General features: G+C 31.8%; 30 protein-coding genes. 4 read left to right on the top strand and 26 right to left on the bottom strand.

What is annotated here, in order from left to right; all coding sequences use genetic code 11:
• Window positions 1-109: 109 nt before the first annotated feature.
• From BHU61_RS00355 to BHU61_RS00325, 7 genes are all read right to left on the bottom strand, one after another.
• Entirely contained in the window at window positions 110-529 is a 420-nt protein-coding gene (locus BHU61_RS00355) for an SHOCT domain-containing protein (protein ID WP_111714100.1), read from the bottom strand.
• A gap of 21 nt (window positions 530-550) precedes the next feature.
• Window positions 551-1,210 (bottom strand): hypothetical protein, encoded by a 660-nt coding sequence (locus tag BHU61_RS00350; RefSeq protein ID WP_111714099.1) that lies wholly within the window; start codon window positions 1,208-1,210, stop codon window positions 551-553.
• A gap of 128 nt (window positions 1,211-1,338) precedes the next feature.
• A complete protein-coding gene (locus BHU61_RS00345; protein WP_111714098.1) occupies window positions 1,339-1,983 on the bottom strand; it encodes a hypothetical protein in 645 nt (214 codons plus the stop codon).
• A 136-nt stretch (window positions 1,984-2,119) separates the two neighbouring features.
• Complete coding sequence (locus tag BHU61_RS00340) at window positions 2,120-2,731, bottom strand: hypothetical protein (RefSeq protein ID WP_111714097.1); 612 nt, start codon at window positions 2,729-2,731, stop codon at window positions 2,120-2,122.
• A gap of 118 nt (window positions 2,732-2,849) precedes the next feature.
• Window positions 2,850-3,371, bottom strand: coding sequence for a hypothetical protein (locus BHU61_RS00335; protein WP_111714096.1), 522 nt, complete (start codon window positions 3,369-3,371; stop codon window positions 2,850-2,852).
• 154 nt (window positions 3,372-3,525) lie between these two features.
• Window positions 3,526-4,092 carry a hypothetical protein gene (locus tag BHU61_RS00330; RefSeq protein WP_111714095.1) on the bottom strand — a complete coding sequence of 189 codons (567 nt, stop codon included), beginning with the start codon at window positions 4,090-4,092 and terminating at the stop codon, window positions 3,526-3,528.
• Between the two features lie 263 nt (window positions 4,093-4,355).
• Window positions 4,356-5,324 carry an aldose epimerase family protein gene (locus BHU61_RS00325; RefSeq protein WP_170122413.1) on the bottom strand — a complete coding sequence of 323 codons (969 nt, stop codon included), beginning with the start codon at window positions 5,322-5,324 and terminating at the stop codon, window positions 4,356-4,358.
• Window positions 5,325-5,504: 180 nt separating this feature from the next.
• Between BHU61_RS00325 and BHU61_RS00320 the strand changes: the two genes are divergently transcribed.
• Window positions 5,505-6,071 (top strand): hypothetical protein, encoded by a 567-nt coding sequence (locus BHU61_RS00320; RefSeq protein WP_111714093.1) that lies wholly within the window; start codon window positions 5,505-5,507, stop codon window positions 6,069-6,071.
• A gap of 253 nt (window positions 6,072-6,324) precedes the next feature.
• On the opposite strand, the gene BHU61_RS00315 is transcribed toward BHU61_RS00320, so the two are convergent.
• Window positions 6,325-6,510, bottom strand: a complete 186-nt coding sequence (locus BHU61_RS00315; RefSeq protein WP_111714092.1) for a hypothetical protein — start codon at window positions 6,508-6,510, stop codon at window positions 6,325-6,327.
• A gap of 190 nt (window positions 6,511-6,700) precedes the next feature.
• On the opposite strand from BHU61_RS00315, the gene isaB reads away from it, so the two are divergent.
• On the top strand, window positions 6,701-7,273 hold the full coding sequence (isaB, locus tag BHU61_RS00310; RefSeq protein ID WP_111714091.1) for an immunodominant staphylococcal antigen IsaB family protein: 573 nt from the start codon (window positions 6,701-6,703) through the stop codon (window positions 7,271-7,273).
• Window positions 7,274-7,475: 202 nt separating this feature from the next.
• Here the strand turns inward: isaB and BHU61_RS00305 are convergent, their stop codons facing one another.
• The 18 genes from BHU61_RS00305 to BHU61_RS00220 all read right to left on the bottom strand — a co-directional run bounded on the left by BHU61_RS00305 (window position 7,476) and on the right by BHU61_RS00220 (window position 24,747).
• Window positions 7,476-8,048, bottom strand: a complete 573-nt coding sequence (locus BHU61_RS00305) for a hypothetical protein (protein WP_111714090.1) — start codon at window positions 8,046-8,048, stop codon at window positions 7,476-7,478.
• A gap of 118 nt (window positions 8,049-8,166) precedes the next feature.
• Complete coding sequence (locus tag BHU61_RS00300) at window positions 8,167-9,084, bottom strand: 3-hydroxyacyl-CoA dehydrogenase family protein (RefSeq protein ID WP_111714089.1); 918 nt, start codon at window positions 9,082-9,084, stop codon at window positions 8,167-8,169.
• Between the two features lie 15 nt (window positions 9,085-9,099).
• Window positions 9,100-9,861: a 3-hydroxybutyrate dehydrogenase gene (locus BHU61_RS00295; protein WP_111714088.1), complete on the bottom strand. Its 762-nt coding sequence runs from the start codon at window positions 9,859-9,861 to the stop codon at window positions 9,100-9,102.
• Between the two features lie 12 nt (window positions 9,862-9,873).
• Window positions 9,874-11,286: a GntP family permease gene (locus tag BHU61_RS00290; RefSeq protein WP_111714087.1), complete on the bottom strand. Its 1,413-nt coding sequence runs from the start codon at window positions 11,284-11,286 to the stop codon at window positions 9,874-9,876.
• Window positions 11,287-11,330: 44 nt separating this feature from the next.
• Window positions 11,331-11,969: a 3-oxoacid CoA-transferase subunit B gene (locus BHU61_RS00285; RefSeq protein WP_111714086.1), complete on the bottom strand. Its 639-nt coding sequence runs from the start codon at window positions 11,967-11,969 to the stop codon at window positions 11,331-11,333.
• Window positions 11,970-12,668: a CoA transferase subunit A gene (locus BHU61_RS00280; RefSeq protein WP_111714085.1), complete on the bottom strand. Its 699-nt coding sequence runs from the start codon at window positions 12,666-12,668 to the stop codon at window positions 11,970-11,972.
• A gap of 18 nt (window positions 12,669-12,686) precedes the next feature.
• The gene (locus tag BHU61_RS00275) at window positions 12,687-13,865 is read right to left on the bottom strand and encodes an acetyl-CoA C-acetyltransferase (protein ID WP_111714084.1); all 1,179 of its coding nucleotides are present in this window, start codon (window positions 13,863-13,865) and stop codon (window positions 12,687-12,689) included.
• A gap of 11 nt (window positions 13,866-13,876) precedes the next feature.
• Window positions 13,877-15,199 carry a short-chain fatty acid transporter gene (locus BHU61_RS00270; RefSeq protein WP_111714083.1) on the bottom strand — a complete coding sequence of 441 codons (1,323 nt, stop codon included), beginning with the start codon at window positions 15,197-15,199 and terminating at the stop codon, window positions 13,877-13,879.
• 112 nt (window positions 15,200-15,311) lie between these two features.
• Window positions 15,312-16,295, bottom strand: coding sequence for a LacI family DNA-binding transcriptional regulator (locus BHU61_RS00265; RefSeq protein ID WP_111714082.1), 984 nt, complete (start codon window positions 16,293-16,295; stop codon window positions 15,312-15,314).
• A 146-nt stretch (window positions 16,296-16,441) separates the two neighbouring features.
• Window positions 16,442-17,632, bottom strand: coding sequence for a sodium/glutamate symporter (gene gltS / locus BHU61_RS00260; protein WP_111714081.1), 1,191 nt, complete (start codon window positions 17,630-17,632; stop codon window positions 16,442-16,444).
• 26 nt (window positions 17,633-17,658) lie between these two features.
• The gene (hutG, locus tag BHU61_RS00255) at window positions 17,659-18,567 is read right to left on the bottom strand and encodes a formimidoylglutamase (RefSeq protein WP_111714080.1); all 909 of its coding nucleotides are present in this window, start codon (window positions 18,565-18,567) and stop codon (window positions 17,659-17,661) included.
• A gap of 333 nt (window positions 18,568-18,900) precedes the next feature.
• Window positions 18,901-19,212, bottom strand: coding sequence for a nucleotide pyrophosphohydrolase (locus BHU61_RS00250; RefSeq protein WP_111714079.1), 312 nt, complete (start codon window positions 19,210-19,212; stop codon window positions 18,901-18,903).
• Complete coding sequence (locus tag BHU61_RS00245; protein ID WP_111714078.1) at window positions 19,178-20,866, bottom strand: DUF2075 domain-containing protein; 1,689 nt, start codon at window positions 20,864-20,866, stop codon at window positions 19,178-19,180. The genes BHU61_RS00250 and BHU61_RS00245 overlap by 35 nt, the downstream gene beginning before the upstream one ends.
• 211 nt (window positions 20,867-21,077) lie before the next feature.
• Complete coding sequence (locus BHU61_RS00240) at window positions 21,078-21,797, bottom strand: hypothetical protein (RefSeq protein ID WP_111714077.1); 720 nt, start codon at window positions 21,795-21,797, stop codon at window positions 21,078-21,080.
• A gap of 143 nt (window positions 21,798-21,940) precedes the next feature.
• Window positions 21,941-22,999, bottom strand: a complete 1,059-nt coding sequence (locus BHU61_RS00235; protein WP_111714076.1) for a ubiquitin family protein — start codon at window positions 22,997-22,999, stop codon at window positions 21,941-21,943.
• A gap of 64 nt (window positions 23,000-23,063) precedes the next feature.
• A complete protein-coding gene (locus BHU61_RS00230; RefSeq protein WP_111714075.1) occupies window positions 23,064-23,552 on the bottom strand; it encodes a hypothetical protein in 489 nt (162 codons plus the stop codon).
• A 29-nt stretch (window positions 23,553-23,581) separates the two neighbouring features.
• Window positions 23,582-24,088 carry a DUF6933 domain-containing protein gene (locus tag BHU61_RS00225; protein WP_111714074.1) on the bottom strand — a complete coding sequence of 169 codons (507 nt, stop codon included), beginning with the start codon at window positions 24,086-24,088 and terminating at the stop codon, window positions 23,582-23,584.
• A 23-nt stretch (window positions 24,089-24,111) separates the two neighbouring features.
• Entirely contained in the window at window positions 24,112-24,747 is a 636-nt protein-coding gene (locus tag BHU61_RS00220; RefSeq protein WP_111714073.1) for an endonuclease III domain-containing protein, read from the bottom strand.
• Between the two features lie 111 nt (window positions 24,748-24,858).
• Between BHU61_RS00220 and BHU61_RS00215 the strand changes: the two genes are divergently transcribed.
• The gene (locus BHU61_RS00215) at window positions 24,859-25,227 is read left to right on the top strand and encodes a hypothetical protein (RefSeq protein WP_111714072.1); all 369 of its coding nucleotides are present in this window, start codon (window positions 24,859-24,861) and stop codon (window positions 25,225-25,227) included.
• Between the two features lie 79 nt (window positions 25,228-25,306).
• Window positions 25,307-25,462: a hypothetical protein gene (locus tag BHU61_RS13325; protein WP_170122411.1), complete on the top strand. Its 156-nt coding sequence runs from the start codon at window positions 25,307-25,309 to the stop codon at window positions 25,460-25,462.
• Window positions 25,463-25,754 lie beyond the last annotated feature (292 nt).

Here is a 25,754-nt window from a genome sequence, read left to right as displayed (position 1 = left end):
ATTTTTCTATATTATATGATATTTAATATAATTGAACATCATGACAATTTTTGTCCGATTCAGAGCAAAATAAAAACGAGTAAAATAAAATTACTCGTTTTACTAATATTTAAGCTAATGATTTTGATTTCACTTTTTCAAACTCTTCTTCTGAAATTATACCTTTTTCTTTTAGTTCAAAAGCTTTTTCCAGACTCATAAAATCAGTTTGTTGATTCTCAGGTTGAATATAATTTTTAACTGAATTTAATTTAAAATACGCAAGTATCGCTAAAATTCCACCTAAGAGGCTAGTTACTAAAAATATTAAACCAAAGATTAAAATCCCGTTTGATTTTGTAGCAAATTTCTCATCAGAAAAACCTTTTGATCGTATTAGTAAAATACCGCCTATTATATCGAGCCATGACCATAGTAAACCTACCATCGTAAAACTCCAGATAATACCCGCAATAATCGCAACAACACCAGCAGCCATCGCTAAAGTTTTTGCGTTATCTATCTCTTTTCTAACTATTTGTCTATCCATTATAATTAACTCCTTAAATTATTAGTAACTTGACCACTCTGATGATGTAATATATTCATTCATCATGTTACCATCTGATCCAGCATCATTTGCAGCATAATAATACCACTTCTCTAAATCTTTATTATTTTTGTTATGGAAAATTACAGTACTTTCAAGTTTAGGTGCTTCATTATACCCAACTCTATATGTATAAAAGAAAGTTATATTCTTATACACATCAACAATTTTTGAGTCATCATTTTCATAAGAAGCTACAGTTGTCTGCGTACGTAATGGTTTCCCATAAACTTTTAACATCTTTGTTCTTGGTATAATCCTTTTTTCGTCAATATTTTTATCAACTATTCTTGTAATCTTTTTATTTTTTAAGCTAACTTTCTTGGAAGACTGAAAATCTGCAAATGCAATATCATATTCTTTATGAAACCAATAAACATTATTTTCTTTCAACCAGAATTTACGAGCAGCTTCATTATAATATTTTTTTGTTTTATAATATGTTCCTACTTTGGCTCCGATGACAAAACCGTCCATCGATAATTTACCTGCTTTAGCCTTTTTTGCAACACTTGGATTTGAATAATCAATATTCGCTTTTGCTGCTTCCGCTTCATTTGTACCTACCAAACCACTTACTAACAAACTTGCTGCAACACTCGAAACTAATAATTTCTTCATCGTCATTCTCCTTTTATATAATCACTGCTTGTTTATTCTAATTGTTGCACATGACAGAATTTGTCTTATTCATATAGTATTTTGATAGTTGATATTTTAAGTAATATATCTATTATCACTACTTACTCCTACCATTCACTTTTATGTAAAATCATTGGTCCTCCAGAGAACACCCCATATTTCTTATCAATACGTTTCCAACCATTTACTTTACTCATAGTTGGACTTTTAGTTAACTGAACTTGAAATAACTTATAACCAGACTTTACTTTTCCTGTTCTGTAGTCAACATCTCTCAAATATTGAAATCGAACGTTTTTATAGTAATCCACCGTTAATTCTAATGAGCCGTCAAATGTTCTACCATAATGCATTGTCGTAAGTGGTTTGCCGTAGTATTTTCGAATCGTTGTAGGACTATATTTTTCGCCTTTCATTGCTGAATACGTTAATTGAGTAATGTATCGTTTATTAATTGGTCGATGTGATGTAAAATGAGCAAAACCACCGCCCATTTTCCCATATATTAATGCTTCAGCGGACTTATAATTTTTTGAATTTGTTAAATCATTAATTGTATATCCTTTCTTACCTTTGTAATATCCAATAGATTTCCCTAATTGAAGACCACTTAGAGTAAGCTTACCAGCTTTAGCCTTACTGATTGTCGACTTGCTTAATAAGTTTAATTTTGTACCCGCTTCTGCATCATGTGTTCCTGTTAATCCTACTAACATCGACCCTGCAAGAATAACTGTTAACATTTTTTTCATTGCCATTCACCTCTATGTATTTTGTTTAAGTATTATGTACTTAATAAATTATATATTCATTCTCAGACAAATTTTGTCTTACTGACTTAACTTTTTACCACAAAAAAAGCCCAGATTTTCATCTGGACTTCAGTCTTTACTTCCATTCACTTTTCTTAATTGCTGGATAGTATTCTTTGGTCTTAAGTACTTTGCTGAATTTCTTAATCTCAGCAGTTGTTTTAAAGTTATTTAAATGTACACTAATCAGTTTCTTATCAAACTTCGTATATACAAACGTTGCAAACTTATAATGGTCCTGAACAATATCAATCCCACCCATATTTGATCTGCTCGTAACTGATAGAACGGGTTTCTTATAGACCTTACGGATCGCATTCATATTTGTATTATAATAATTTGATAATACAATACGTTTCACCTTACGATTTCCAAAAGAAATATGCTCTTGTAAGTCTGAAAATCCTGTTGCACCAACTGTACTTACTTCATCTATTAATCTTGTCGGTGGATTTGGTGGTGAATAACCTCCATGAGTAGATTGCATTAATGTATATGCTTTCTTGAAACGATATTCTTTAAGTTTCTTACCGATTTTAATACCGTTTGGAGCTAACGTACTATGTTTAATCTTATTTACAACCGTCTTTGATGTTAAATTATATTTCGTTGCTGCACTTGCTTCATTAAAAGAACAACATGACAATAACAACCCAGCAGCAAGTGTCGATACTAAAACTTTTTTCATCTGTTAACCCCCTTTGTTTATATTATCACTTAACTGTAATGTAGTATGTAATCCATCTTTTAGCAATCACTTTTGAATGATTATTTTGGGGATATTTATATGCCTCAGATAGTGACTATTATTGCTCCTTTCCATCTTTAAATCCTTTATATCCTTTGAAGAAGGTATGACCATCTTCATAATAAAATACTCCGCCCCATCTACCGACTCTTATCTTCTTGCATTTAGGTACTTTCACCCATGCATTCTCATCACAAGAAAAAGTATATGTATCTTTGTCTGTCGCGACATTTACTTCATATAAATACGAGTCTTTCGGCCGTGTAAAACGTGACATAGCAGGTTCAATCGCATAAATTGTCTCTTCACGCGCAATCTTCTTATAATCCGGACTATTAATTGTCTTTACAACCATTTCACCCAGTCTTTTAGAATCTTCATCAGTCGGACTATACCAATAATTCCACATTTCTTTATAAATCAATATTGTAAGTAATGGCAGTAGTACGATTACCATTAAAGCTGTATAAATCGTTTGTAACTTTAGTCTTTCTTTAATCAAAAAATGCAGTAACTTGGCGAATACTAAAATGAGCATGCTACATATAAAAATACCTACCATAATTAGAATATATCCCATAATATCCCTCCTAATCATACGCTCATCATATCATGATCCTTGTGATAAATATTAGATCTGTAAGATTATTAAGATAAATTTAAGGTTATAGAAAAATTCAATAAAAAAAGAGATGATTCAATCTCCTATCATCTCTTTCACTAACATATTTAAGTTAACCTTGTGATGGATCAACACCGTATTCCTGAAGCCATGCTTTATTCATAATTTCAGTTGCCTCTTGTAATCGTTGTTGATATTCAGTTTCAGTAATTAAACCTGATTCTAAATCTGTCATTGCCTGTCTTTCAATTGCCCCTTTCTTATTCCCTGCTTCAATGATTGCTGGTGTTCTACAAGCTTCAGGAATACCACCACGAATACCTTTACAGAAATCGATTCTTTGTTGTTCCGTCGGTTGATTATTTTGCGATTGCTCTATTGTTGCAGGTTGTTGAGTAACAACTTCCTGGGTTGCCTGTTCGGTTGTTACGATATTTTGTTCTATTGATTGGGATTCAGTGGATGGTGTTTGAATAGATTCTTCAGTAGAACTTTTTTCTCTATTAACTTTCTTCTTGTTTTGTTCAATTTTTTCTTTTGCTTGCTCTGCCTTACTTTTTTCATCTTTCTTTTGAGACATTTCTTTTTTAGGTGAATCTGCTTGTTTAGTTTCCTCTTGATTACCGCATCCTGTTAATAATACTGTAAGTGTAACAAAAATAGATAAATATTTTTTCATCTAAACATCTCCAATACACAAAATTTTATTCAATTTAATTTTAACATATTATAGTCAATTAAACAGTATTATAATAATTCTACCAATGAGTAATAAATTGTTGTTTCTCAATAGATATCGTATTTATCATATTGTCGTATCTTAACTCAAAAAACAGAAGTCCTAATTGGAACTTCTGTTTAAATTATCAATTGAAAATCTCTTATAACTAGACCTCAGTTATATAATAAGTCATCTCATATTTCAGAATCTTGCTCTGTATATTAAAATCCCGAAAACTTATAAATCGTTTTATATTCTAGCTTACCATCAATTAAAGGTGGATGATTTGAATTTACACTATTCGGCTCAAATTGTGTTTCTAAACACACACCAGCATGTTTGTTATAAACCGTACCATTCTTGCCATGTACATCATCCAGACCATTTCCCGTATAAAGCTGGATACATGGACTATTTGTATAAACATCCATTTGTATTCCAGTAACATCACCAATAAGCGTTGCAGCTTTCTGATGAATATCACTACTATTTAAAATAAAGTTATCATCATATTCATCCGACTTATCTTCTGAAATCATTCTTAAATTAGTAAAGTCCATGTTCGTATCCGTCACTTCTAACTGTTTACCAGTTGGAATACTTTCATCATTTAATTCACTGTATTTATCACTATTCAGCCATAACTTGTGATGTAGAACGTCGCCACTATCATGCCCATTTAAATTAAAATAACTATGGTTCGTCGGATTAAATACAGTTAATCTGTCACTTTGACCTTTATAAGTCACTTCTAACGCATTATCGTCAATAAGTGCGTATGTTACTTCCATCTTTAATTTCCCAGGAAATCCTTGATCTAAGTGAGGACTAAGTAATGAAAAAGTGATGCTATGTTCATTATGAGATACAACGTCCCATATTCTAGTATGAAACCCGCTGGAACCACTATGAAGATTATTATCACCTTCATTTGATTCTAATTGATACTTGTGTCCTTCTAAAATAAACTCACTCTCTTCTATTCTGTTGGCATTACGACCAATTACAGCACCAAAATAAGTTGAATCATTTTCGAAGTAATCCTGCTCTTTATCAAATCCAAGAACAATATCTATTTCTTTTTTATTATATTGAACTAAAATTCTTTTCATAATTGCGCCGAGATTTGTTAATTCAATTGTTATATTGTCACTGGAAATTGTATAGGTTTTGTATTCTTTATTGTTCAATGTGGTCACACCTTAATTTTAATATTTTAATATGCTAATATAAGATAAATATTATTATTTTATCGTTTACCCTTTTGGGAGGCTCATAAGTAAGTTTTAACAATAAAAAGTATGCCATCAGCTATCAGTTTAAGTTGTTGAAAACACTATTAATTATGAATGAGGAGAAGAGAACAGTATATGCGAAAAATACTATTACCTACACTTACACTTACTATTTTGTTATCTGGATGTAGTTCTGATAAAGAAAAAGAGCATAATAAAGATTCAAAGGGAAATATTAATATATCTGAAAAGAAAATTACTAAGAAAAAAGAAACGACTGAAAAGTCTACAACAGAAAAACCAACGACTGAATCATCTACTACAGAAATTACAACGAGCGAAATTGTTACTACAGAAGCCATTAGTACTGAAGGAACATCTACAGAAATACAATCCACTCAAACTGCTAAAATAGATGTTAATAATGTTCAATCACAGCAACAATTAGAAGCAATTATTTACAGTAATAATTATAGTGAAAGAGAAAAGACTTTAGCTTACCAATCAGCTGTTGATAAAGGATTAATTCCTATGGCACCAGCGACCGAATTATATGCTGCTGAGCGTTACAGAGATTCTGTGAACATGCAAAATGGCATGTCTGAAAAGGATATTATGAGACAAAAGTATGAATCCTGGATTGAAGCTGGAATCTTCACTGAAGAACAAATGGAAGAGGAACTCGCTAAGTTTGATTATTAATACAAATAATAATAAACAAAACACCCTCCAATCTGATTGAAGGGTGTTTATCTATATTATGGCATAATTATATAATTAATGTATCCTCCACTCCAGGGCGGCTACGATTACACGTAGCTTATGGTCGCAATCATACGAATGCGGGTCACGCTTGCTGAAGAATTACGAGTGATAGAAATATTATAGCATATTTTATTACGTTAATTTTCTATAACAATCAATTAAAACGGTAGATCTTCATCCATCTCTCCCTCTAAGTCACGTAAAAATTTTGAAATAAATGATTATTAGCATATTTTTCCTGAATTAAATCATATTTTAATGACACATCAACGTATTCTTCAACTTCACCGAAAGACATTGCAAGATTTACAAGCAACATTTCAATATTCTCTAATCGTTTTTCAATACGCTCCTGATTTTCTAAAATTTGATTCAACTTTTTTCAGTCATATGAACACCTCATTTATCACTTATATCTATAAATATAAATTGTTTTCAAGAAATTAAACATAATTTTACTAGCATACTCAAATAGATAAATAATTCCATAATGTAAAAAAATGTATTATAATAAAATAGAAATAACATTATAGGGTTTAAAAAACGCCAGAAAAGAGGGATTTATAATGAAGAAAGCGATATTAAGTTTAGGGATTGCAACAACTTTACTGATGACTATGAACGGTGTGCAAACCGTTGATGCTAAGACAACAACTGCTAAATCAGTTAAGCCTTATTACAAATGGAACGGTTACACTGGAGATAGCTATCAATTTGTAACAGATAAACATTTCATTAATGCTGTGAAACAAAGTAATGTAACAATTAATGGATGGAAAGTAACAACACAGCTCGGGAAAACAAACCTAAAACCAGTAATTAAGGCGTATCATGATTTTAAGTATAAGAAAAAGTTTGATAAGAAATATTTAGTGAAAAAACACGATACTGTTGCATTTAAAAAAGACGGAAAAATTATCGGCATATATTTACCAGTTAAAAAAGGTAAAATTTCAATACAGACAATTGAGAAAGCATACCTTGGTCAGGTAGCTACAAAAACTCAATCAGACGACTCACAAATTACAGGCTTAGCTGTGCCTACAAAGTACGGCGAAATATCATTCTCTTTCGATCAAAAAGGTAAAGTGACGGATATCTTCCTCTTTGCTAGTAACAGTGATAAAGTAGATTATTAAATAGATTCAGCGAAAAACCATTAATTCTTCTCCTCTCGTATAACCAATAGAAAGGCTTGTGTACGAGTGGATTATATTTTATAAAAAACGCTGCAAGTGGGGTGAGTATATCTACCCGAACTTGCAGCGTTTCTTGTTTTTAAATGCTCAATGAATCAGGATTTATTTGGTATACTTTAATATTTATCAGCTATATATTGATCTACTTAACGGCATTTGTATTATTTAAATACGGTCTATACTCCTTATAAATTTTTGCCCATTTTTTCGTTACATCTTTGTTTGGGTTATTTAATATATGAATCTCAACCAATTTATAAGATTTCCACTCAATATTCCTAAAATATACCAATGCATAATTTTTGTAAAATTCTGCATATGCGTATCCATCATCAGCTTTTAAATTTTTGACTGTTAGTAATGGTTTTCCATAGTATTTTCTTATACTGTTCTTAGAAGAATTTTTCCATACTTGGTTTCTAATAACTGAAATCTTTTTGCTATTTAATGGTTTATTCATTTGAAAATATGCATAAGCTTGACTACCTTCTGTTGAGATAATTCCAGCTTCTTTATTGATAAAATAATTTTTCTTTCCATCATAAGCACTAAATTTTTGACCTATTTTCATACCATTTGGTGCAAATGTACCAGCTTTTACTTTTGAAGAAACAGATTTACTAAACCAATTAATCTCAGCTGCTTTAACTTCTTGTACTGAAATTCCACTAACTACAAATGAACTTAGTACAAACGTAGTAATCAATTTTTTCATATCAAGTCCCCTTTTAATATTATTCATTAACAACTATAATATAGTGTATAATCCATCATTTAGCAATTGATAAAAAGATTAACCAACAAAAAATTCCAGAACTTAATCTGGAATTTTTTCATTTATTCTTAGTAATCAATATTTCAATCATTTGTTTCTCACGGTCTTTTTCTGCATTAACTAAATCAACTTTAGAATAATCATAAAATCCTTTGCCTGTCTTTGTTCCTAATTCATTAAGCTTATTTTTCTCTATGAGCTTTTCTGGCGTATCTTGTCTGTTACTTAGGTCGGGGAATAAATTTGAAACGACTTTATCCCAAGTATCTAAACCACCGAAATCTGCAATTTCAAACGGTCCGTTTAATGCCCATCTTAACCCCGGACCAAATTTAACGGCTTTATCAATGTCTTCAAATGAGGCAATATTATTTTCTACCAGATTAAATGCTTCTCTTAGTAGTGCTGCTTGTAATCTATTTACTACAAATCCATCGATATCCTGATTTAAAAGAATAACTTCTTTCCCGCTTTTCTCTAATAATGTTTTTACAAAACTAATATCTTGTTCTGTCATTGAATTTGTCACAACTTCTACTAATGGTACAAGATGTGCTGGATTGAAGTAATGCGTAATACATATTTTATCTTTATAATGATAGAGTTTTTGCAATTTCTCTAGACTAAATGTAGATGTGTTAGAAGCTACGATAATATCTTCTGTCAACAGATCACTCAATTTACTATACAATGCTTCCTTAATTTTTAATACTTCAGGAACCGCTTCAATAATAAATTCACTTTCTTTAACAGCTTCTTCAAGATTATCTACAAAATCGATATGACTCATAATCTTTGTTTCGTCATCTACTAAATTGTATTCTTTTTGTATTTCTAAATGTTCTAGTATCTTCTTTTGAGCAAGCTCTAAACTTTCGTTTGTTACATCATATAAATTCACATCAATATTCGCTAGTGCAAAGGACAATGCTATCGTTCTACCCATTATCCCTGCACCTAATATTGTGACTGTCATTTAATCACCTCATTATTATTGCACTGTATAACCGCCGTCTATGATTATACTTTGCCCTGTTACTGCTGTCGTTGTTTCTTTACTTAGGAAAATACAATAATCACAAATCTCCTTTATATCAATTAATTTCTTTTGAGGTACTAACGGGAAGATCACTTCATCTAAAACTTGTTCTACTGAGACATTTCTCGTCTTCGCGAGATCTTCCATTTGCCCTCTTACTAATGGTGTATCAATGTATCCTGGGCAAATTGCATTTACAGTGATACCATTTGTCGCTAATTCTAAAGCTGCGACTTTTGTTAAACCGATCAGTCCATGCTTAGCTGAATTATAAGCACTTTTTCCGCTAAATCCGATAACACCATTTATTGAACTCATATTTAATATTCTGCCATAGTTCTGTTTCTTCATGATAGGTGAAACGTATTTTATAAATTTAAATGGTGCAACGAGCATAATATTGATCATCATTTCAAACTTCTCACTCGGGAAGTCTTCTATCATGCTCACATGCTGTAATCCTGCATTATTGATTAATACATCGATTGAATCAAAGTGAGACAAAGTTGAATCCACAACATTTTTTATGTCCTCTTCTTTCGTGACATCACATTTGATTGTTAATACTTGATCTTGATTAAAGTTTGCTGATTCACTTTTAAGTTTTTCTTCATTAATGTCCACCATTACTACATTATAACCTTCGTTAATATAAGCTTTCGTTAATTCCAAACCTATACCTGAAGCAGCACCTGTAATTATTGCAGTCTGCATTTTTTCCTCCTCCTATACTAATCCTGTTAAACTATAAATACCGATAATAAAGAATACAGCTAAAGTTTTAATTATTGTTACTGCAAATATGTCTTTATATGATTGCTTATGTGTTAATCCTGTTACTGCAAGCAATGTGATTACTGCACCATTATGTGGTAAAGTATCCATACCTCCAGATGCCATCGAGATGACTCTGTGCATTACTTCCGGTGATATATTTGCCGCTTCAATCATCTTTACATATGATTCTCCCATTACACCTAATGCAATACTCATCCCACCTGAGGCACTTCCCGTTACCCCCGCTAGAACTGTAGTCGTAACTGCACCATTTATTAATGGGTTATCAATAGCACTAGAAATGCCATTACTTATCATTTTAAATCCTGGTAAAGCTGCGATCACACCACCAAATCCATATTCAGCACCTGTGTTCATAACAGCTAATAAACTACCTGCGATTGCTGCATTTACACCAACTTTAAACTGAGAAGTTACACGTTTGAAGTTAAATAGTATTGCCGCTAGGATACCAAGTAATAAAGCGGATTCAAGTGACCATATTGCTATTACAGTCTTAATTTCAATGGGTGGTGTATCTTTCACACCTGTACCATCAAATTTAAATTGTTCCCCATATATTTTTGGTAGATACGTTGTTAAGACTCTATTTGTCACAGCAACTAAAACTAATGGTAAAAACGCTAATAACACTTTTAAACCTTTAACATCTTCACCGTATTCCACATTCTCTTCGTTTTCTTCAATTTCATTATTAATACCGTAATAACCTTCACCATTTTTAATTGATTTTCTTTTACTCCACTCAAGATACGTTAAACCGAGTATCAATACAAACATACTTCCCAATACCCCTAAAATTGGTGCAGCATATATATCGGTTTTAAAGAACGGTGTTGGAATAACATTCTGAATTTGAGGTGTTCCAGGTAAAGCATCCATTGTAAAACTAAATGCACCTAATGCTATTGTCCCAGGTATAAGTCGTTTTGTGATATTTGCCTCCTGGAATAATTTCTTTGCAAATGGATATACTGCAAATACTACGACGAATAAACTTACACCACTATAAGTTAATACTGCACATAATAGAACTATAGCAGCGATCGCATTTTTAGCACCAATTACCCTTACAATAAATTTAGCAATTATCTCTGCAATTCCTGATAGCTCAATGACCTTACCAAATATAGCCCCCAATAAGAATACTGCAAAATAACTTTTAATAAAGCCTGACATCTTCAACATGAATACTTCTGAGAAAAACGGAAGCATATGATGAGGATTAGTTAATAACACTGCTAATAATGCACATAGTGGTGCAAATAATATTACTGAATAACCTTTATATGCTACAAACATTAATAAACCAAGTGCTAATAAAACAATAATTAAATCCATATATTCCCACCTTAACTTTTGCAAGCCCCTTTGCTTTAATCAACTTACTTAAAATTTATTTCATATGATGCTTCTGTATGTTCCTTTAAATATTCTTCCGTTGTTCCGTTAAGCAATTCTGTTAAATACATTTTTCCATCCACAAATTCAAATACAGCTAAATCAGTAATGAGTTTATTGACGACTTGTTTACCTGTTAAAGGAAGACTGCACTCTTTTTTAACTTTAGATTCACCATGCTTATTCATATGTTCCATGACAACAATAACTTCTTTAGCACCGTGAACTAAATCCATCGCACCACCCATCCCTTTAACTAATTTCTTAGGTATCATCCAGTTCGCTAAATCTCCAGATTGACTCACTTCCATACCGCCTAAAATTGCTAAATCAATATGCCCACCACGAATCATTCCGAAACTCTCTGCAGAATCAAAATATACCGCTCCTTTTGCTGCTGTAACCGTTTCTTTACCTGCATTAATTAAATCTGCATCCACTTCTTCTTCAGTAGGGTATGGCCCAATTCCTAATAAACCATTTTCTGATTGATAGAATACATTTTCTACACGATCATTTGCTTCGTTTGCTACTAATGTAGGCATTCCTATCCCTAAATTAATATACATATTGCTTTTTATTTCCTCAGCTGCACGTTTAATAATTACACTTCTATCTGCCATTTATTTCTCCCCCTTTAATACCGTACGTTCAATACGTTTCTCAAAATTGTCACCTAAATAAACATGCTGAACATAAATACCAGGTGTATGGATTTGATCTGGATCTAGTTCTCCAACCTCAACAATTTCTTCAACTTCCGCAATAGTGATTTTACCTGCAGTCGCACACAGCGGATTAAAGTTTCTTGCTGTTTTTCGGTATATAAGATTCCCTAACTTATCAGCTTTCCAAGCTTTAACTAAGGCATAATCACCAACGATTGATTCTTCTAATAAATATTCTTCATCATTAAATACTTTTGTTTCTTTTCCTTCAGCAATCGGTGTTCCAACACCTGTCTTAGTATAGAAACCAGGAATACCCGCACCACCAGCTCTTAACTTCTCTGCAAGTGTACCTTGTGGTGTAAGTTCAACTTCTAATTCGCCACTCAAATATTGGCTTTCAAAAGTTTTGTTTTCTCCTACATAAGAACTAATCATCTTTTTAACTTGTTTATCGTGAAGTAACAAACCTAATCCAAAATCATCAACACCACAGTTATTACTCACAACTGTTAAATCTTTAGTACCTTTATCTTTGATTGCTTTTATTGAATGTTCAGGTATACCACATAAACCAAATCCTCCGACTACTAATGTCATTCCATCCTTTAAATCTTTAATACCTTCATTGATATCATTGATTACTTTGCTCATTCGAATTTCCTCCTTTTATTATCGAGATACAATGATAGAGATTCCTTGTCCACCACCGATACAAAGTGTTGCCAGGCCTTTTTTACTATCTCTTTTCTTCATTTCATGTAATAACGTAACTAGAATTCTTGCTCCGGATGCACCAATCGGATGACCTAATGCAATTGCTCCACCATTTACATTTACTTTATCGAAATCATAATTGAGTTCTTTTCCAACAGCTAAACTTTGTGCTGCAAATGCTTCATTACTCTCTATCAAGTCTATTTCTTCAAATGGAATATTTGTTTTATTCAACACTGATTTAACTGCTTCGACCGGGCCAATCCCCATGATTTCAGGATCAACACCACTCTTACCAAACCCTTCAATTGTCGCTAAAATATCAAGCCCTTTTTCTTTTGCTTTAGATTCAGTCATTAAACAAAGAATTGCTGCACCGTCATTTATTCCTGAAGAAGTTCCTGCAGTAACAGTTCCATCTTTTTTAAATGCCGGACGAAGCTTATTTAAACTTTCAATTGTAAGCCCAGCTCTCGGGAACTCATCAACTTCAAAAACAATAGGATCCCCTTTACGGACTGGTATTTCTATCGGGATAATTTCATCTTTAAATTTATTGTCTGCAATCGCTCTATTTGCTTTTTCTTGAGAGGCTAGTGCAAATTCATCTTGTTCATCCCTTGTAATACTATATTTTTCCGCTAAATTTTCAGCTGTAATACCCATATGATATTGATTAAAATAATCTGTTAAACCATCATAAATCATAGTATCTTTTAACTTTTGATCACCCATCTTAAAACCAAATCTACCACCTTCTAATACATGTGGTGATAAAGACATATTCTCCATTCCACCTACAATGACAATAGCGTTATCACCAAGTAGAATAGATTGATAGCCGAGCTCTACTGCTTTCAAACCAGATCCACAAACTTTATTGATAGTCATGGCAGATGTTGACTGATTTAAACCACCGTTAATCGTTGCAATACGTGCAGGATTTTGTCCTTGACCTGCCTGCAATACATTGCCTAAAATAACTTCATCCACTTCGTTTGCATCTAAATTAAGTTGTTTTACCGTAGCTTCAATTAATTTTGAACCCATTTCATGAGCGGGGACATCTTTTAAAGTCCCTCCAAAAGAGCCAATAGCTGTTCTTAAAGCAGAAACGATAACTACCTTTTCCATTTAAATTCCTCCTATAAAGAAATAATTAAAAACATTCCAGTAATAATAACGCCAGATAGAATTAAAACAAATAAACAAAAGCCCATAATATCTTTAGCTTTTAAACCTGCAATAGCGAGTGCCGGTAACGCCCAGAAAGGCTGAATCATATTTGTCCATGCATCTCCCCAGGCAATTGCCATAGACATAACTGCTTTACTCACGCCAAGCTCTTTAGCTGCTTCAATCATAATTGGCCCTTGAACAGCCCATTGCCCTCCACCACTAGGCACAAAGAAATTTACTACTCCAGCACTTAAAAAGGCTAATGCTGGAAAAGTATGCTCATTTGAAATACTTAAGAAAGTATCAGTTATGTTCTTCGCAACGCCAGATTGAGTCATCATTCCCATTAAACCTGCATAGAACGGGAACTGAATAAGAATTGAACCTACTCCTTTAGCTGCTTCATTCACAGCATTAATATAATTTCTAGGTGTTCCATGAAGTATTAATCCTACAAACAAGAAGATAAAATTCACAATATCAAGATTTATATTGAAGCCATTCTTGCTGAAGAAATAAACAATATACACTAATCCAATGAGACCGATTAAGTAATTTAAAATCACACTATGCTCTAATCTTTCTGCTGGAGTTAAATCTTTCTTATCAATTACTTCCTCTGTATTTTCGACCAATAAAGCTTTTTCAATAATGAAACGATCCTCTTTTTTCGGGAGCATAAAATAATTTAAAACGGGAATTGAAATCATAAGTATTGCAACTAAAAGTAAATTCCACGTTGAGAAAATAGTTTCACTTACAGGTACAAGTCCCATTTGTTTTTCAAACGGATGACCAGCTGTAGCAATAGTTAGTGGAATCGACCCTGACAATCCACCGTGCCAGATTAAGAAACCAGAATAACTACTAGCAATCAGCAATCTATAGTCTGTATCATCTCTTACTCTTGCTACTTCTTTTGCAAATAAAACACCAAGTACTAATCCGAACCCCCAGTTGATAAAACAAGCAAGAGCAGCAACAAAAGAAACCATAAGGATTGCTTGTCCAGCAGAACGTGGCAATCTCGCTAATTTCTCTAAAAGTTTGCTAAATGGTTTACTCATCGCCATAACGTGACCTAATAAAAGAATTAATGCCATTTGAATTGTAAAAGTCAGTAAAGCCCAGAAACCATCACCCCAGAAAGTAACCATTTCGAGTGGACCAGTTTTAGTCGTGAATATACCAGTGACATAAACAAAGAGTGTTAACAAAACTACAATGACAAGCGGATCAGGTAAAAACCTTTCCATTAACCGCGTAGAAAAACGTGTTAAAGCTTTCATCTAAGCATCCCCTTTAGACTGATTATTTAGTTTTGCCATGATTTTGAATACGTATTCAAAAACGAGTAAAAAATATATCATTTTGAATACGTATTCAAAAATACTTAAAATATTAAACTGTACCCCTATCGTAAACTTGAATCGGTAACGTGATTTGACAATTTAAATCTTCATTACTCTCTATAGCATCAATCAACTTTGTAATCGCAACTTGTGCCATCGTTTCGTCTGTACTTACACCAATGGATGTTAAGTTAAAATGCCTGTGCTGCATCGCCTCAGTATTATCAATACTTATTAATGCAAAATCATCCGGAATAGCGTATCCATATTTACTTAAAATATCAAAAACAAATAATGCGATCATATCTGTCGTTGCAAAAATAGCAGTAGGTTTCTTTTCTCTATTAAAAACATCTAAAAGTATCGGTTCAATTGAATCATATGTCTCTTGTGTCACAATAATATTCTCATCAACGATAGGCATGTTTTGCGCAGTTAGCTCATCCTTGTAACCACGTAATCGATCCATAAACGTAGATTTATTTAGTAAACCACCTAAATATAATATATTGTCATGCCCTTTAGACTTTAAAAATTTTACCGCTTCTCTACCCGCATTATAGTTATCCATTTCAACGTAATTACCGCCATTTTTATGTCTACGGTTATACATGATGTAAGGCACATTTAAATACTCAAAATCCTCGAAATGGTCACTTTCATAATACATCGAAGACAGTATGATCCCATCAGTCGTGTTTGAAAATACATTGTCATAAACATTCTTCATCTTTGATTCTTCTTCAAAATATACATTGACGTTATAACCATGTGCACTAGCATAATCAACAATATATTTCGTAGATTCAACAAAGAATGGACTGTTTAAAGTACCTGAAATTAAAGCAATTTGATTTGTTTTATTGCTGATTAGTGAGCGAGCGATAGAATTCGGTCTATATTTTAATTCTTTCATGACCTTTTCTACTCTATCACGTTTGTCTTTTCTGACTGATTTTGGATTGTTTATTACTCTTGAAACTGTTGATTGTGAAACTCCTGCTAATCTTGCGACTTCTTTTGACGAAACCATTCTACACCTCTTTAAAGTAAACGTTTACATTTATAAGTTAATCATTATCTGATAATTCTGTCAATGAAATAAATAAAATTAACTGATATTTTCTTTCTAAAAAAATCCTCAAAAATAAAATTTTTGAGGACAATAAGCCATAATATTTAATTTCCAAACATATTCATAGTTGTAATAATAATCGGTACTGCAAATATATCAATTAAAAATGCACCTACGACTGGTACAATTAAAAACGCTTTTCTTGAAGGACCAAACTGTTTAGTAACAGAATCCATATTTGCCATCGCATTAGGAGTAGCTCCTAATCCATGTCCTAAAAACCCTGCTATCATAATTGCGCTATCGAATGATTTACCTAATAAATTAAATAATACAAATCGACCGAACAATACAATAAATAGTACTTGAGCGATAAGTGTGACAAAAATTGGTACTACGTTTCCTGAGATTTCAGCAAAATTAATACTCATTAACGCCATTGATAAGAACACAGCAAGTGTTATATCGCCAATCATACTATTAATTTTGAGGTTAATAATTTCAGGTTTAATCCCTTCAATAACATTTCTTACAATAACCGCTAAAAACATAGCTCCTACATAACCAGGTAATGCAAATCCTGTTACATTAGTAAACCACTCTCCGAGTAATGAACCAATCGCCATACAAAATGCAATAACAGCTGAGGTCATGATAAATTGACTTGAATCAATACTTTCGTGTCTTTCATAATGGGTATTCAATTCTGTACTTTCTTCAGTTGGCTTTAAATTAAACTTTCTGATCATACTTTGTACAACTGGACCACCAACTAGCCCACCAGAAATTAAACCTAATGTAGCTGAAGCTAAACCAATTGATAATGCGCCGGTAGCTCCCATTTCTTCAATTGTTGAACCGTAAGCCGTAACTGCACCATGTCCTCCTTCCATAGATGCTGCACCCATAACTACTCCCATTAAAGGTTGCATTCCGAACATCGATGCAATGCTCACACCAATAACGTTCTGCATTAATGCTAGGAAGCCACATGCTAACCAATAGATCACTAATAATCTTCCACCTAATTTAATTAATGAAAAACTAGCGCCTAATCCAATCGTCGTAAAGAAGGCAAGCATAAATAAAGTCTGAAAGTCAGTATTTAATTTAAACGTTAGTATATTCATACTCGATAATATCCATGCTATTACAGCAAACAGTAATCCCCCAATTACTGGCGCTGGTATCGCAAAACGATATAAAAATTTTAATTTTTTTATTAAAAACTCTCCAACCAAATATACAATAAAAGCAAGCAAAACTGTTGTAATATCATTTAATGTTATTGTCATATTTATTACCCCTTTGTTGGTTTTAATTAAAAAATAGTACGATGCATTATTTGAGCAATTAACTTAGCAGTTCGTTGATCATTATCATACTCAGGATTCATTTCAGCAATACTAAAATTATTTACTTTTTCACTTTTCATAACAGTTTGTAAAATAGTATTAACCTGGAAAGGAGTTAATCCAAAAACAGCTGGAGCACTGACACCTGGAGCATATGCACTGTCAATAACATCCATACATAAAGTTAGTAAAATATGATCATATTGCTCAATGAATGAATCAATTTTTTCTATCACACTGTTCATATTACCTTGAAGATCATCAGCTAGAACATAATCAATATTCTTTTGTTCAGCATATTCAAATAATGCTTTAGTGTTACCCGCTCTCTGAATCCCTAATACTAAATAACCGTTATTATGTCCATCTTCAAGAATGTATGAAAAACTTGTTCCTGATGTAGGATATTCTTCATGTCTCGTATCAAAATGAGCATCAATATTAATAACACCAATGCTATCATTTGGATATAATTTTCTCATACCAAGATACTGGGCATACGCAATATCATGTCCCCCACCAATAAGAAAAGTCATCTTATGTTTATGAAGAATATCCGCAACTTTATCACCAAATTGTTTCTGAACATCTAGTAAAGATTCGTCCTCACAATAATAATTACCATAGTCAATAAACTGTCGATCACTTAAATTAGGTAAGTTAGCAAATGCTCTACGGATAGCTTCCAGACCCTGTTTAGCTCCAATACGTCCTTTATTGAGTCTAACACCTTCGTCAATTGCGTAACCTAATATCGCATAATCTGAAGCTATATCAGGATTGTTATGTATACTTTGAAATATCCTGAAATGACTATTATCTGATTCATGATCTAATCTTCCTTGCCATATACTCATATCCGTTTGACGGAACATGCAAATCCCTCCTTCTAAAATTTAAAAGCCTTGTATTTAATTCTAATATAAGTCTCACAAAATAATAAGATTATATTTAAATTTTCTGAAAATAATTTTAACTTTATTAATTTCATGATGAGGAATAACTTATACTACATCTTAATTAATAGTATTTTTGGAGTTTAGTCAATAATCATTCTACTTCGAAAGTTATTTCTATAATAGAAAAAGGCCTAAAACGATGAATATTCATTCATACGTTCTAGAGCCTATTTACATTTCCTTAATCATCCCCATTAGCTATTTTCTTAATTTAAGTATTTATATTCAATAAATATCCATATCTAATGGTTACTTGCTAGGATATTTCTCACCGTTCTTTTTAATCTTCATTCTAATAATCTCTTCTATGTCAAATCCCATTTCTTCTGCTAATTGTATGCCATATATAAAAACATCCGCTAATTCTTCTGCAATATTATCTCTATTCTTTTCTACCGCTTCTTCACTTGATATCCATTGAAAGTTTTCAAGAAGTTCAGCCGCTTCTATACTTAATGACAATGATAAATCTTTAGGATTGTGATATTTATTCCAGTTTCGTTCTTCTCTAAACTTATTAATTAAATCAATGATTTCCTGATTCAATCGGAAGACCCCCATTCAGTAATACTTTTCTAAGTTCTTCATTACTTGCATAAATATATAATCCTTTTACTCCTCTTTTTAACAGCACATTCATCGAATTTAATATAATTTGCTCTTTCATTTTTAATAATTCTTCTTTAGTTCTAATCTCTTCAGAAGATTGTCTGAATGCTTCAGTATCTCTATACTTTGAAACATCAATTTTTAAACGATGATTTTCTTTATCATATCCGATAGATGGGCCAAGTATTACTCCGACATAATTCAAATCAAATCCTTGTATCGTATATATTGATCCAACTTCTTTAATTGTCTGTGGCTCTTCAGCCCAAGTACTTTTATAATCAGTCCTGTTCCAGGCTAGCGAAAAGTCAGGCTCATTTACAAAATAATCATTACCATCTTTCTTATGAATATAATCAAAAGTAGAAACAACCCTAGATAATTTATACTCTTTATTCTTTTCAATTATAGCATTATGCATTTCCCCAGCATTACCGTATATTTTAAATTCAAATTCATCACTATTAGAATAAGGTATTCTTTTTATATCCTTGTTCACGAAAGCATCTAACCAGTTAATTACATCTTGATTAGCCTGCATTCTAAATTGACTATCTAATCTGAATTGTTCGCTATTAGTTCCTTTTAATAATCTGTTTAATAAATTTTCAGTCCATGAAGATTTAATCTTTAAATATTGTCTTTCGTCATATACGATTATTGTTACTTTACTATACTTAATAATTTCTTCTAACTGATTATTTTCTTTAAATGCGTTAAAGTTATCTGATCTTGTTAATAATAAATGTGCTTCATCAACTAATGTAATATCTGCTGATATTTTTCCAGATTTACTTTTATTTATGAATGGTGTTGGCTTTAAGAAATTACTCTTCTTTAAATTTGGTAAACTTTCAGAAATAGTTTCATAAGTTTTAAGCATCTCATTGTGATTTACAAGTAAATAGTTTTTCGTTTTATATAAATTATTCTCAAGAGTATTTTCTAAATAAAGAAAATCTTTATTTTTAGCTAGGTCTTGAAGTGTATTGAATGTCGAGCTTAGAACCACACTTTTTCCAGTGCCTACATCTCCTTTGATTAAAAATACAGCTTTTGTATCATCATTGATATGATTATTACAGAATTCAATTATTTTAGTTTTGAGGTCCATTTGAGCTTCAGACAATTCCTTAAATGGTGAAAGTTTAAAAACATCTCTATTACGAATATCTTCAATTGTATGTTTCACGATACCATCTTGTCTTAGTTTATCCCATATATCATCAAAAATTACAGAATGATAATAAGATTTATCATAATAATTATGTGTTATTTGCTGTGCAGTCTGACTTTTGTTCTGTAACTTATATTTTTCATCAGCGATGAAATGATTAATAAGATTTGTTTCTATATCATAAGTTGCGGATTGATTAAATTTATCGTGTCCTATTAGAATCATTTTATCCAGTTTCTTTCTATCTTTATTCTTTAAATGATTTTTCATTCTACTTTTTACTTGAACAGTTTGACCAATGTAAGCTTCGGGATTAGCTGAATTATTATTTAATATGTATACAATTGGATATCCATCTAATACTGGATCATTTATATTTGGTAATACGTTTGTGTTAAAGTCATAATAATTAATTTTTACTTTCTCCACGGATGTACTCCTTTACGTTAAAATGTTGTCTATCTTCATTTGATATCATATCGCTTTAGTATACTTCCTTCTACTATTATAACTAATATAAAATTTTTCTATTTTACATTTAACCAATCAATTAGATTTTCATACTATTTTCTTGTAGTAATTTACTAAATCATCAAATAAATATTCGGAATATCTTTAATTGGTTTTATGCAATTATTTTTTATTTTTTATATTGATTATACATTCCAGCATTTACTTCCGCTTTACGTCTTTTCAACTCTTCATAAACTTCTTCAGCATCATCTCCATCATAGTAGCCTTGTTCTATAGCATACATCGTTTGTATTTCACCCGATGATAAACCACCATTATATTTTTTTCTAAGTGCATTAATATATTCATCTTTTGTTTTTGCATTATTAATTTCAGCATTAACATCTCGAGTTGTATTTGATTGTTCAACGTTATTTTGATTATATCCTAATTTTTCAGCTCCACTTTCCACTCGTAAAGAACTTTCATAGGCATCTACTGTTAATCCATCTATGACATTTCCTTGCGGTAATATTCCATTTGCTAAAGCACTGTTATATGCCGTTCTTTTTTCATATTCATTATAATTATTATTGTAAATTATACTATGCAATATATTTCGATCTACTACATTATTTAAATTTATATAAGGTTTTGTTACTTCTTCTGAAGATTTCGTAGAAACATTTTTTTCTAAATTTTTTTCTTCTTCAGAAGCATCTTCAACTGTACTGGTAATATTCTTTTTATCGTTTATTGTACTAATCTCTTTTTTATTTTTAGCCTTACTAGTATCTTTCTTAGTTTCACTCTTTAAGTCTTCATTTTCTTTTTGAGAATCAGTACTATTATCACAACCAGTTATGAATACAACGAATATTAAAAATAAGCACATTATTTTTTTCATCTATATTCTCCTTTTGAATTAACTAATGAAATTATTATATTATCTTCAATCTTCTTAGTATATAGAAGACTTAGTATTTTTTTACATATGTTTAAAAATAGAAACCAGCCAAAGCTGGTTTCCACCAATTATTAATTATTCAATTATTTATACTGCACTTCTGTCACATGCCATGCACCTTTATAATACTGACCTATTGCAATTAAATGACCGTAAGTGTTTGTTCTTGTTTTCACTTTAATTTCTTTATTGCCAACATACGTAGTATCCATTTTACCATTCACAGTTCGATCCGCTTTACCTACTAAGCTTTCAATCTTACTAAAAGTTAGACCACGCTTATCATAATCAAATATCATTTGATTAAGCACTGGTGATGAAGCACAATCTTTAGATTGATATCTTAAATGCACTGATCCAAACGCAAATTCCTGAAATACATCTGTTCCTTTTGGCGTCATAATCGTTCGATCTTCAAGCGCCTGTCCTATTGCTTTCGTTGCAGCAGCCGGTGTCATATTCAACTTCGCACCTTTTAACGCAAACGTTCCTTTAGCCATGTTTTTAATATCCGAATTCGTAATTGTATACTCGCCATTATGGGCTATTTTTGTCTTTTTATTATTCTTTGCCATAGTATTTTCATCAATTACAGGTTCATTTTTTGTCATTAGATCCATAGAATTGAGTAACCATGATTTACCTGATTTCTTATACTTTAAGTAGTAGTTATTGTAATTCACATCTTTATCATTTACACCAGTTGTAATATCTTCAGCTTTACCATACTTAGATTGCAATTGTTTTATATCAAATCTATTTTCTTTCGGAAAGTTATATGTAATGCCAATCACTTTCACTGTATTTGTCTTCGCGTAGCGGTCGTTAGAGAATAAAGAAAGTGTCAATTGATTGTATTTCAAAGTAACCATCTTCCCAAATTGATTCTGCTGTATCATTTTCATCTTTGGTTTACCTAAAGCTTTCTTCACTGCTGAATAAGTCATATCTAATTTAATACTACCAAAGCTGTATTGCCCTGACTTTATTGCATTAATCGTCTTACGCTCTAACATATTTGGTGTTTTAACTTGTACTTTGCTTGCTGTGTAACATGGCTTAACTTCTCCCTGTGCATCTGCGATATTGACCTGACCCACAAGACCTGCTAACAATACTGCTGATAATAATGCTTTCTTCATCACAACAACCTCCTTGTATTTATTTACAATTATAGCATTATATTTATAAATAAATACAAATTTCTTATATATCTGCCCACTTCTTCTGTAGCTTTCTATTTAAGTATGTCATCGCAAACAGATTCTTTTCTTTATCAAACCATAACCACGCATGTCCATATCGATATGTGTACGTATCAAATTCTCCTTCATCATCCCAATCGAAAGAATTTTTCTTTTTCTTATCAGGTTTTCCCCATGCTTTTCTAATATCTTTCGCTTTCAAATCATAAAATTGGTCTAAATGATTATAATCAATCGTGATTAACTTTAATTTATTCTTCTTCCATTTAGGTTTTCCAGCAAAGCTAAAACTTATCACTTCGGGGTATGCTTTCGCGTCATATATTTTACTACCAGGGTAATCAGAGCTTGGCTTATCATTCAGTCCATCACCTAATCTGTCCTTGATCTGTTTATACGACATCGTAAGCTTCGCACCATTATAATGAAATTTCCCTTTCTTTAATCGTTTAATTATCTTTTTATCTAAAATATCCGGCATCGTTATCACGAGAAACACCTCTTTATATTTATTTTTTTCTATAACTCCTCAAACACTTCTATCGTCTTATCAATCAGTTTCACATAATTTGTTGTACTAAATATCATGTTATTACAAAAGTCCATAAGTTCCGCCCTTAATAAGTCGTGGTATTCAAATGTTTCAGCTGCCATAATTTGCTGAGTTACAACACCGGTTATATTTCTCTTATGACCTTTACCTATAAGTATTTCATTCACATTATCCATATATCGTTCTATTTTGTCTGGCGCTATGCCACAACTCATAAGTATTTTAAAGATTCTATCACGAATTAAATGATCCAGATATTTCTTGCTTTCAGCATTCACATCCTGAATTACAATTGTAAGTAATGTTAAATCATTTACAAGAATCAATATCTTCTTACGATTCACTGTATAATAATTTGCGTGCCATGAATAAATTGGGTTTTCATTGCAGTATACTTTTGCATCTTCAATGTCTTTAACTTTCGGTATTGCACTAAATAACGGCATCGCCTTTACTGTTGGGTTGATTATCATAATATTTTCCTCCGTATATTAATTTAACAAAAATATTCATCCAAAAACGTCTCACTCTTCACGCCTTTAGGTGATAAATAGAGTTTCCCAAATTCATCAAGCAAGCCGTGAAATTCCTGCGCATGTTCTGGTGTAAATTCTGCTGGTAATTCAACTGCTTCCTGCAATCCTTTATAACTATCACTTCCAGCGTGACCTAATAATTTAAACAAACGACGTGTATACGTATCTGGAATAAACACGACCTTATCAAACACATAGACGAGCAATACATCTGCGGTCTCTGGTCCGATGCCTGGTAAGGCTAATAACTCACTACGTAGTCTTTCAACATACATTGCATCAATCGCTTTAAAGTCATAATCATGTTCTTTTAGCCACTGAAAGATACTATGCACTGCTCTTGATTTATTCTTATAGAACCCGCTTGGTTGAATACAAGTTTGTAACGTTTCTAGATCTAACGCCAATATTTTATCCGGATCAAACTGCGTCTTCTCTCGTAAATTATTTAAAGAACGCTCTACATTGCGCCAGTTTGTGTTCTGCACAAGAATCGCACCAACAATAATCTCATACGGATTATCAGCTGGCCACCATCCTTGTGGTCCTAGATTGTCATACAATTTATCATATAACTCCTGAATCGTTAATTTCATTACGCTCACTCCAATACACTATTACAAATCTTTACCCTCAAAATGAAATTCCAACTCAGAGAACCTTCATTCAATGTTATAATACAAGAAAGCATTGAAAGGCAGGAAATTATGAATAACAAACTATTCTTCTATGTATATTTATTTTTAGTAGCATTTTTATCGATTAACGTCTTTAAACATATATCTCAAGGTGCACCGCCTGCTGATTATTTAATCTATGCGATTATTGCACTAACATTTTTAGGCTTAATCAATAACGATTTAATCGAATTATTTTACGGGAAATCATCTCTAATTATTTCAACTATCTTTGATATTATCATCTATATTGGCATATTCATCTTAAGTATCTTTGCGATGAAATATGCAGAAAACACGCTTGATACGATCCTTTACTTTTTATTTATCATCATCAGTGTACTGATGATCGTTGTAACAATCGTTAAGTATAGAAGAAATAGTATCGCGAAACCATAAGAAGCTTATCTACACGATAAGCTTCTTTTATGTTTAAAAATTGTGTGAAACGGAAATATACACAAAGGAGAAGACGATAATGTTAATTGTAATCTTAATTACACTTGCAGCATTAATAATCTTAGCAGCCTTTTCAACGTATATGACACATCGAAATTACGGAAACGATAACCCAGACCAAGATAAAAATGTACCTGATGAGCTATTTAAAGTATGGCATCCAGGTAATCTATAAATAAAAAGAAAAAAGGAACCGAAAAACGGTTCCTTTTCTCTTTTATAATAAGTTTATTTAAACTACTCTTACAAATTAATCAAGGCTTATCCGATTAAAATCCTATCCATTCATAATATTCTATAGGATATGAAGCAGCTCCTCTGAATAAAGGTTTATTTTTTACAAAATTATAGTTTTTCCATTTAGATATATTATTTTTTATTGATTTTCCATGATGAATAACTAATTGTAATTTTGTTACATTATTATAATAATCAAAATAGAAAGTAGCATTAGGATATATCATCAC

This window comes from Macrococcus epidermidis (assembly GCF_003259695.1).
In the GTDB taxonomy this organism is placed as follows: domain Bacteria; phylum Bacillota; class Bacilli; order Staphylococcales; family Staphylococcaceae; genus Macrococcoides; species Macrococcoides epidermidis.
The sequence above is the reverse complement of the archived record's forward strand: the minus strand, read 5'-3'. Positions and strand labels throughout refer to the sequence as shown.

Excerpts from the sequence above, each read along its gene's own strand:
- BHU61_RS00355 (WP_111714100.1), bottom strand. The coding sequence starts at position 529 with ATGGATAGACAAATAGTTAGAAAAGAGATAGATAACGCAAAAACTTTA.
- BHU61_RS00350 (WP_111714099.1), bottom strand. The coding sequence starts at position 1,210 with ATGAAGAAATTATTAGTTTCGAGTGTTGCAGCAAGTTTGTTAGTAAGT.
- BHU61_RS00345 (WP_111714098.1), bottom strand. The coding sequence starts at position 1,983 with ATGAAAAAAATGTTAACAGTTATTCTTGCAGGGTCGATGTTAGTAGGA.
- BHU61_RS00340 (WP_111714097.1), bottom strand. The coding sequence starts at position 2,731 with ATGAAAAAAGTTTTAGTATCGACACTTGCTGCTGGGTTGTTATTGTCA.
- BHU61_RS00335 (WP_111714096.1), bottom strand. The coding sequence starts at position 3,371 with ATGGGATATATTCTAATTATGGTAGGTATTTTTATATGTAGCATGCTC.
- BHU61_RS00330 (WP_111714095.1), bottom strand. The coding sequence starts at position 4,092 with ATGAAAAAATATTTATCTATTTTTGTTACACTTACAGTATTATTAACA.
- BHU61_RS00320 (WP_111714093.1), top strand. The coding sequence starts at position 5,505 with ATGCGAAAAATACTATTACCTACACTTACACTTACTATTTTGTTATCT.
- isaB (WP_111714091.1), top strand. The coding sequence starts at position 6,701 with ATGAAGAAAGCGATATTAAGTTTAGGGATTGCAACAACTTTACTGATG.
- BHU61_RS00305 (WP_111714090.1), bottom strand. The coding sequence starts at position 8,048 with ATGAAAAAATTGATTACTACGTTTGTACTAAGTTCATTTGTAGTTAGT.
- BHU61_RS00300 (WP_111714089.1), bottom strand. The coding sequence starts at position 9,084 with ATGACAGTCACAATATTAGGTGCAGGGATAATGGGTAGAACGATAGCA.
- BHU61_RS00295 (WP_111714088.1), bottom strand. The coding sequence starts at position 9,861 with ATGCAGACTGCAATAATTACAGGTGCTGCTTCAGGTATAGGTTTGGAA.
- BHU61_RS00290 (WP_111714087.1), bottom strand. The coding sequence starts at position 11,286 with ATGGATTTAATTATTGTTTTATTAGCACTTGGTTTATTAATGTTTGTA.
- BHU61_RS00285 (WP_111714086.1), bottom strand. The coding sequence starts at position 11,969 with ATGGCAGATAGAAGTGTAATTATTAAACGTGCAGCTGAGGAAATAAAA.
- BHU61_RS00280 (WP_111714085.1), bottom strand. The coding sequence starts at position 12,668 with ATGAGCAAAGTAATCAATGATATCAATGAAGGTATTAAAGATTTAAAG.
- BHU61_RS00275 (WP_111714084.1), bottom strand. The coding sequence starts at position 13,865 with ATGGAAAAGGTAGTTATCGTTTCTGCTTTAAGAACAGCTATTGGCTCT.
- BHU61_RS00270 (WP_111714083.1), bottom strand. The coding sequence starts at position 15,199 with ATGAAAGCTTTAACACGTTTTTCTACGCGGTTAATGGAAAGGTTTTTA.
- BHU61_RS00265 (WP_111714082.1), bottom strand. The coding sequence starts at position 16,295 with ATGGTTTCGTCAAAAGAAGTCGCAAGATTAGCAGGAGTTTCACAATCA.
- gltS (WP_111714081.1), bottom strand. The coding sequence starts at position 17,632 with ATGACAATAACATTAAATGATATTACAACAGTTTTGCTTGCTTTTATT.
- hutG (WP_111714080.1), bottom strand. The coding sequence starts at position 18,567 with ATGTTCCGTCAAACGGATATGAGTATATGGCAAGGAAGATTAGATCAT.
- BHU61_RS00250 (WP_111714079.1), bottom strand. The coding sequence starts at position 19,212 with ATGGGGGTCTTCCGATTGAATCAGGAAATCATTGATTTAATTAATAAG.
- BHU61_RS00240 (WP_111714077.1), bottom strand. The coding sequence starts at position 21,797 with ATGAAAAAAATAATGTGCTTATTTTTAATATTCGTTGTATTCATAACT.
- BHU61_RS00235 (WP_111714076.1), bottom strand. The coding sequence starts at position 22,999 with ATGAAGAAAGCATTATTATCAGCAGTATTGTTAGCAGGTCTTGTGGGT.
- BHU61_RS00225 (WP_111714074.1), bottom strand. The coding sequence starts at position 24,088 with ATGATAATCAACCCAACAGTAAAGGCGATGCCGTTATTTAGTGCAATA.
- BHU61_RS00220 (WP_111714073.1), bottom strand. The coding sequence starts at position 24,747 with ATGAAATTAACGATTCAGGAGTTATATGATAAATTGTATGACAATCTA.
- BHU61_RS00215 (WP_111714072.1), top strand. The coding sequence starts at position 24,859 with ATGAATAACAAACTATTCTTCTATGTATATTTATTTTTAGTAGCATTT.
- BHU61_RS13325 (WP_170122411.1), top strand. The coding sequence starts at position 25,307 with ATGTTAATTGTAATCTTAATTACACTTGCAGCATTAATAATCTTAGCA.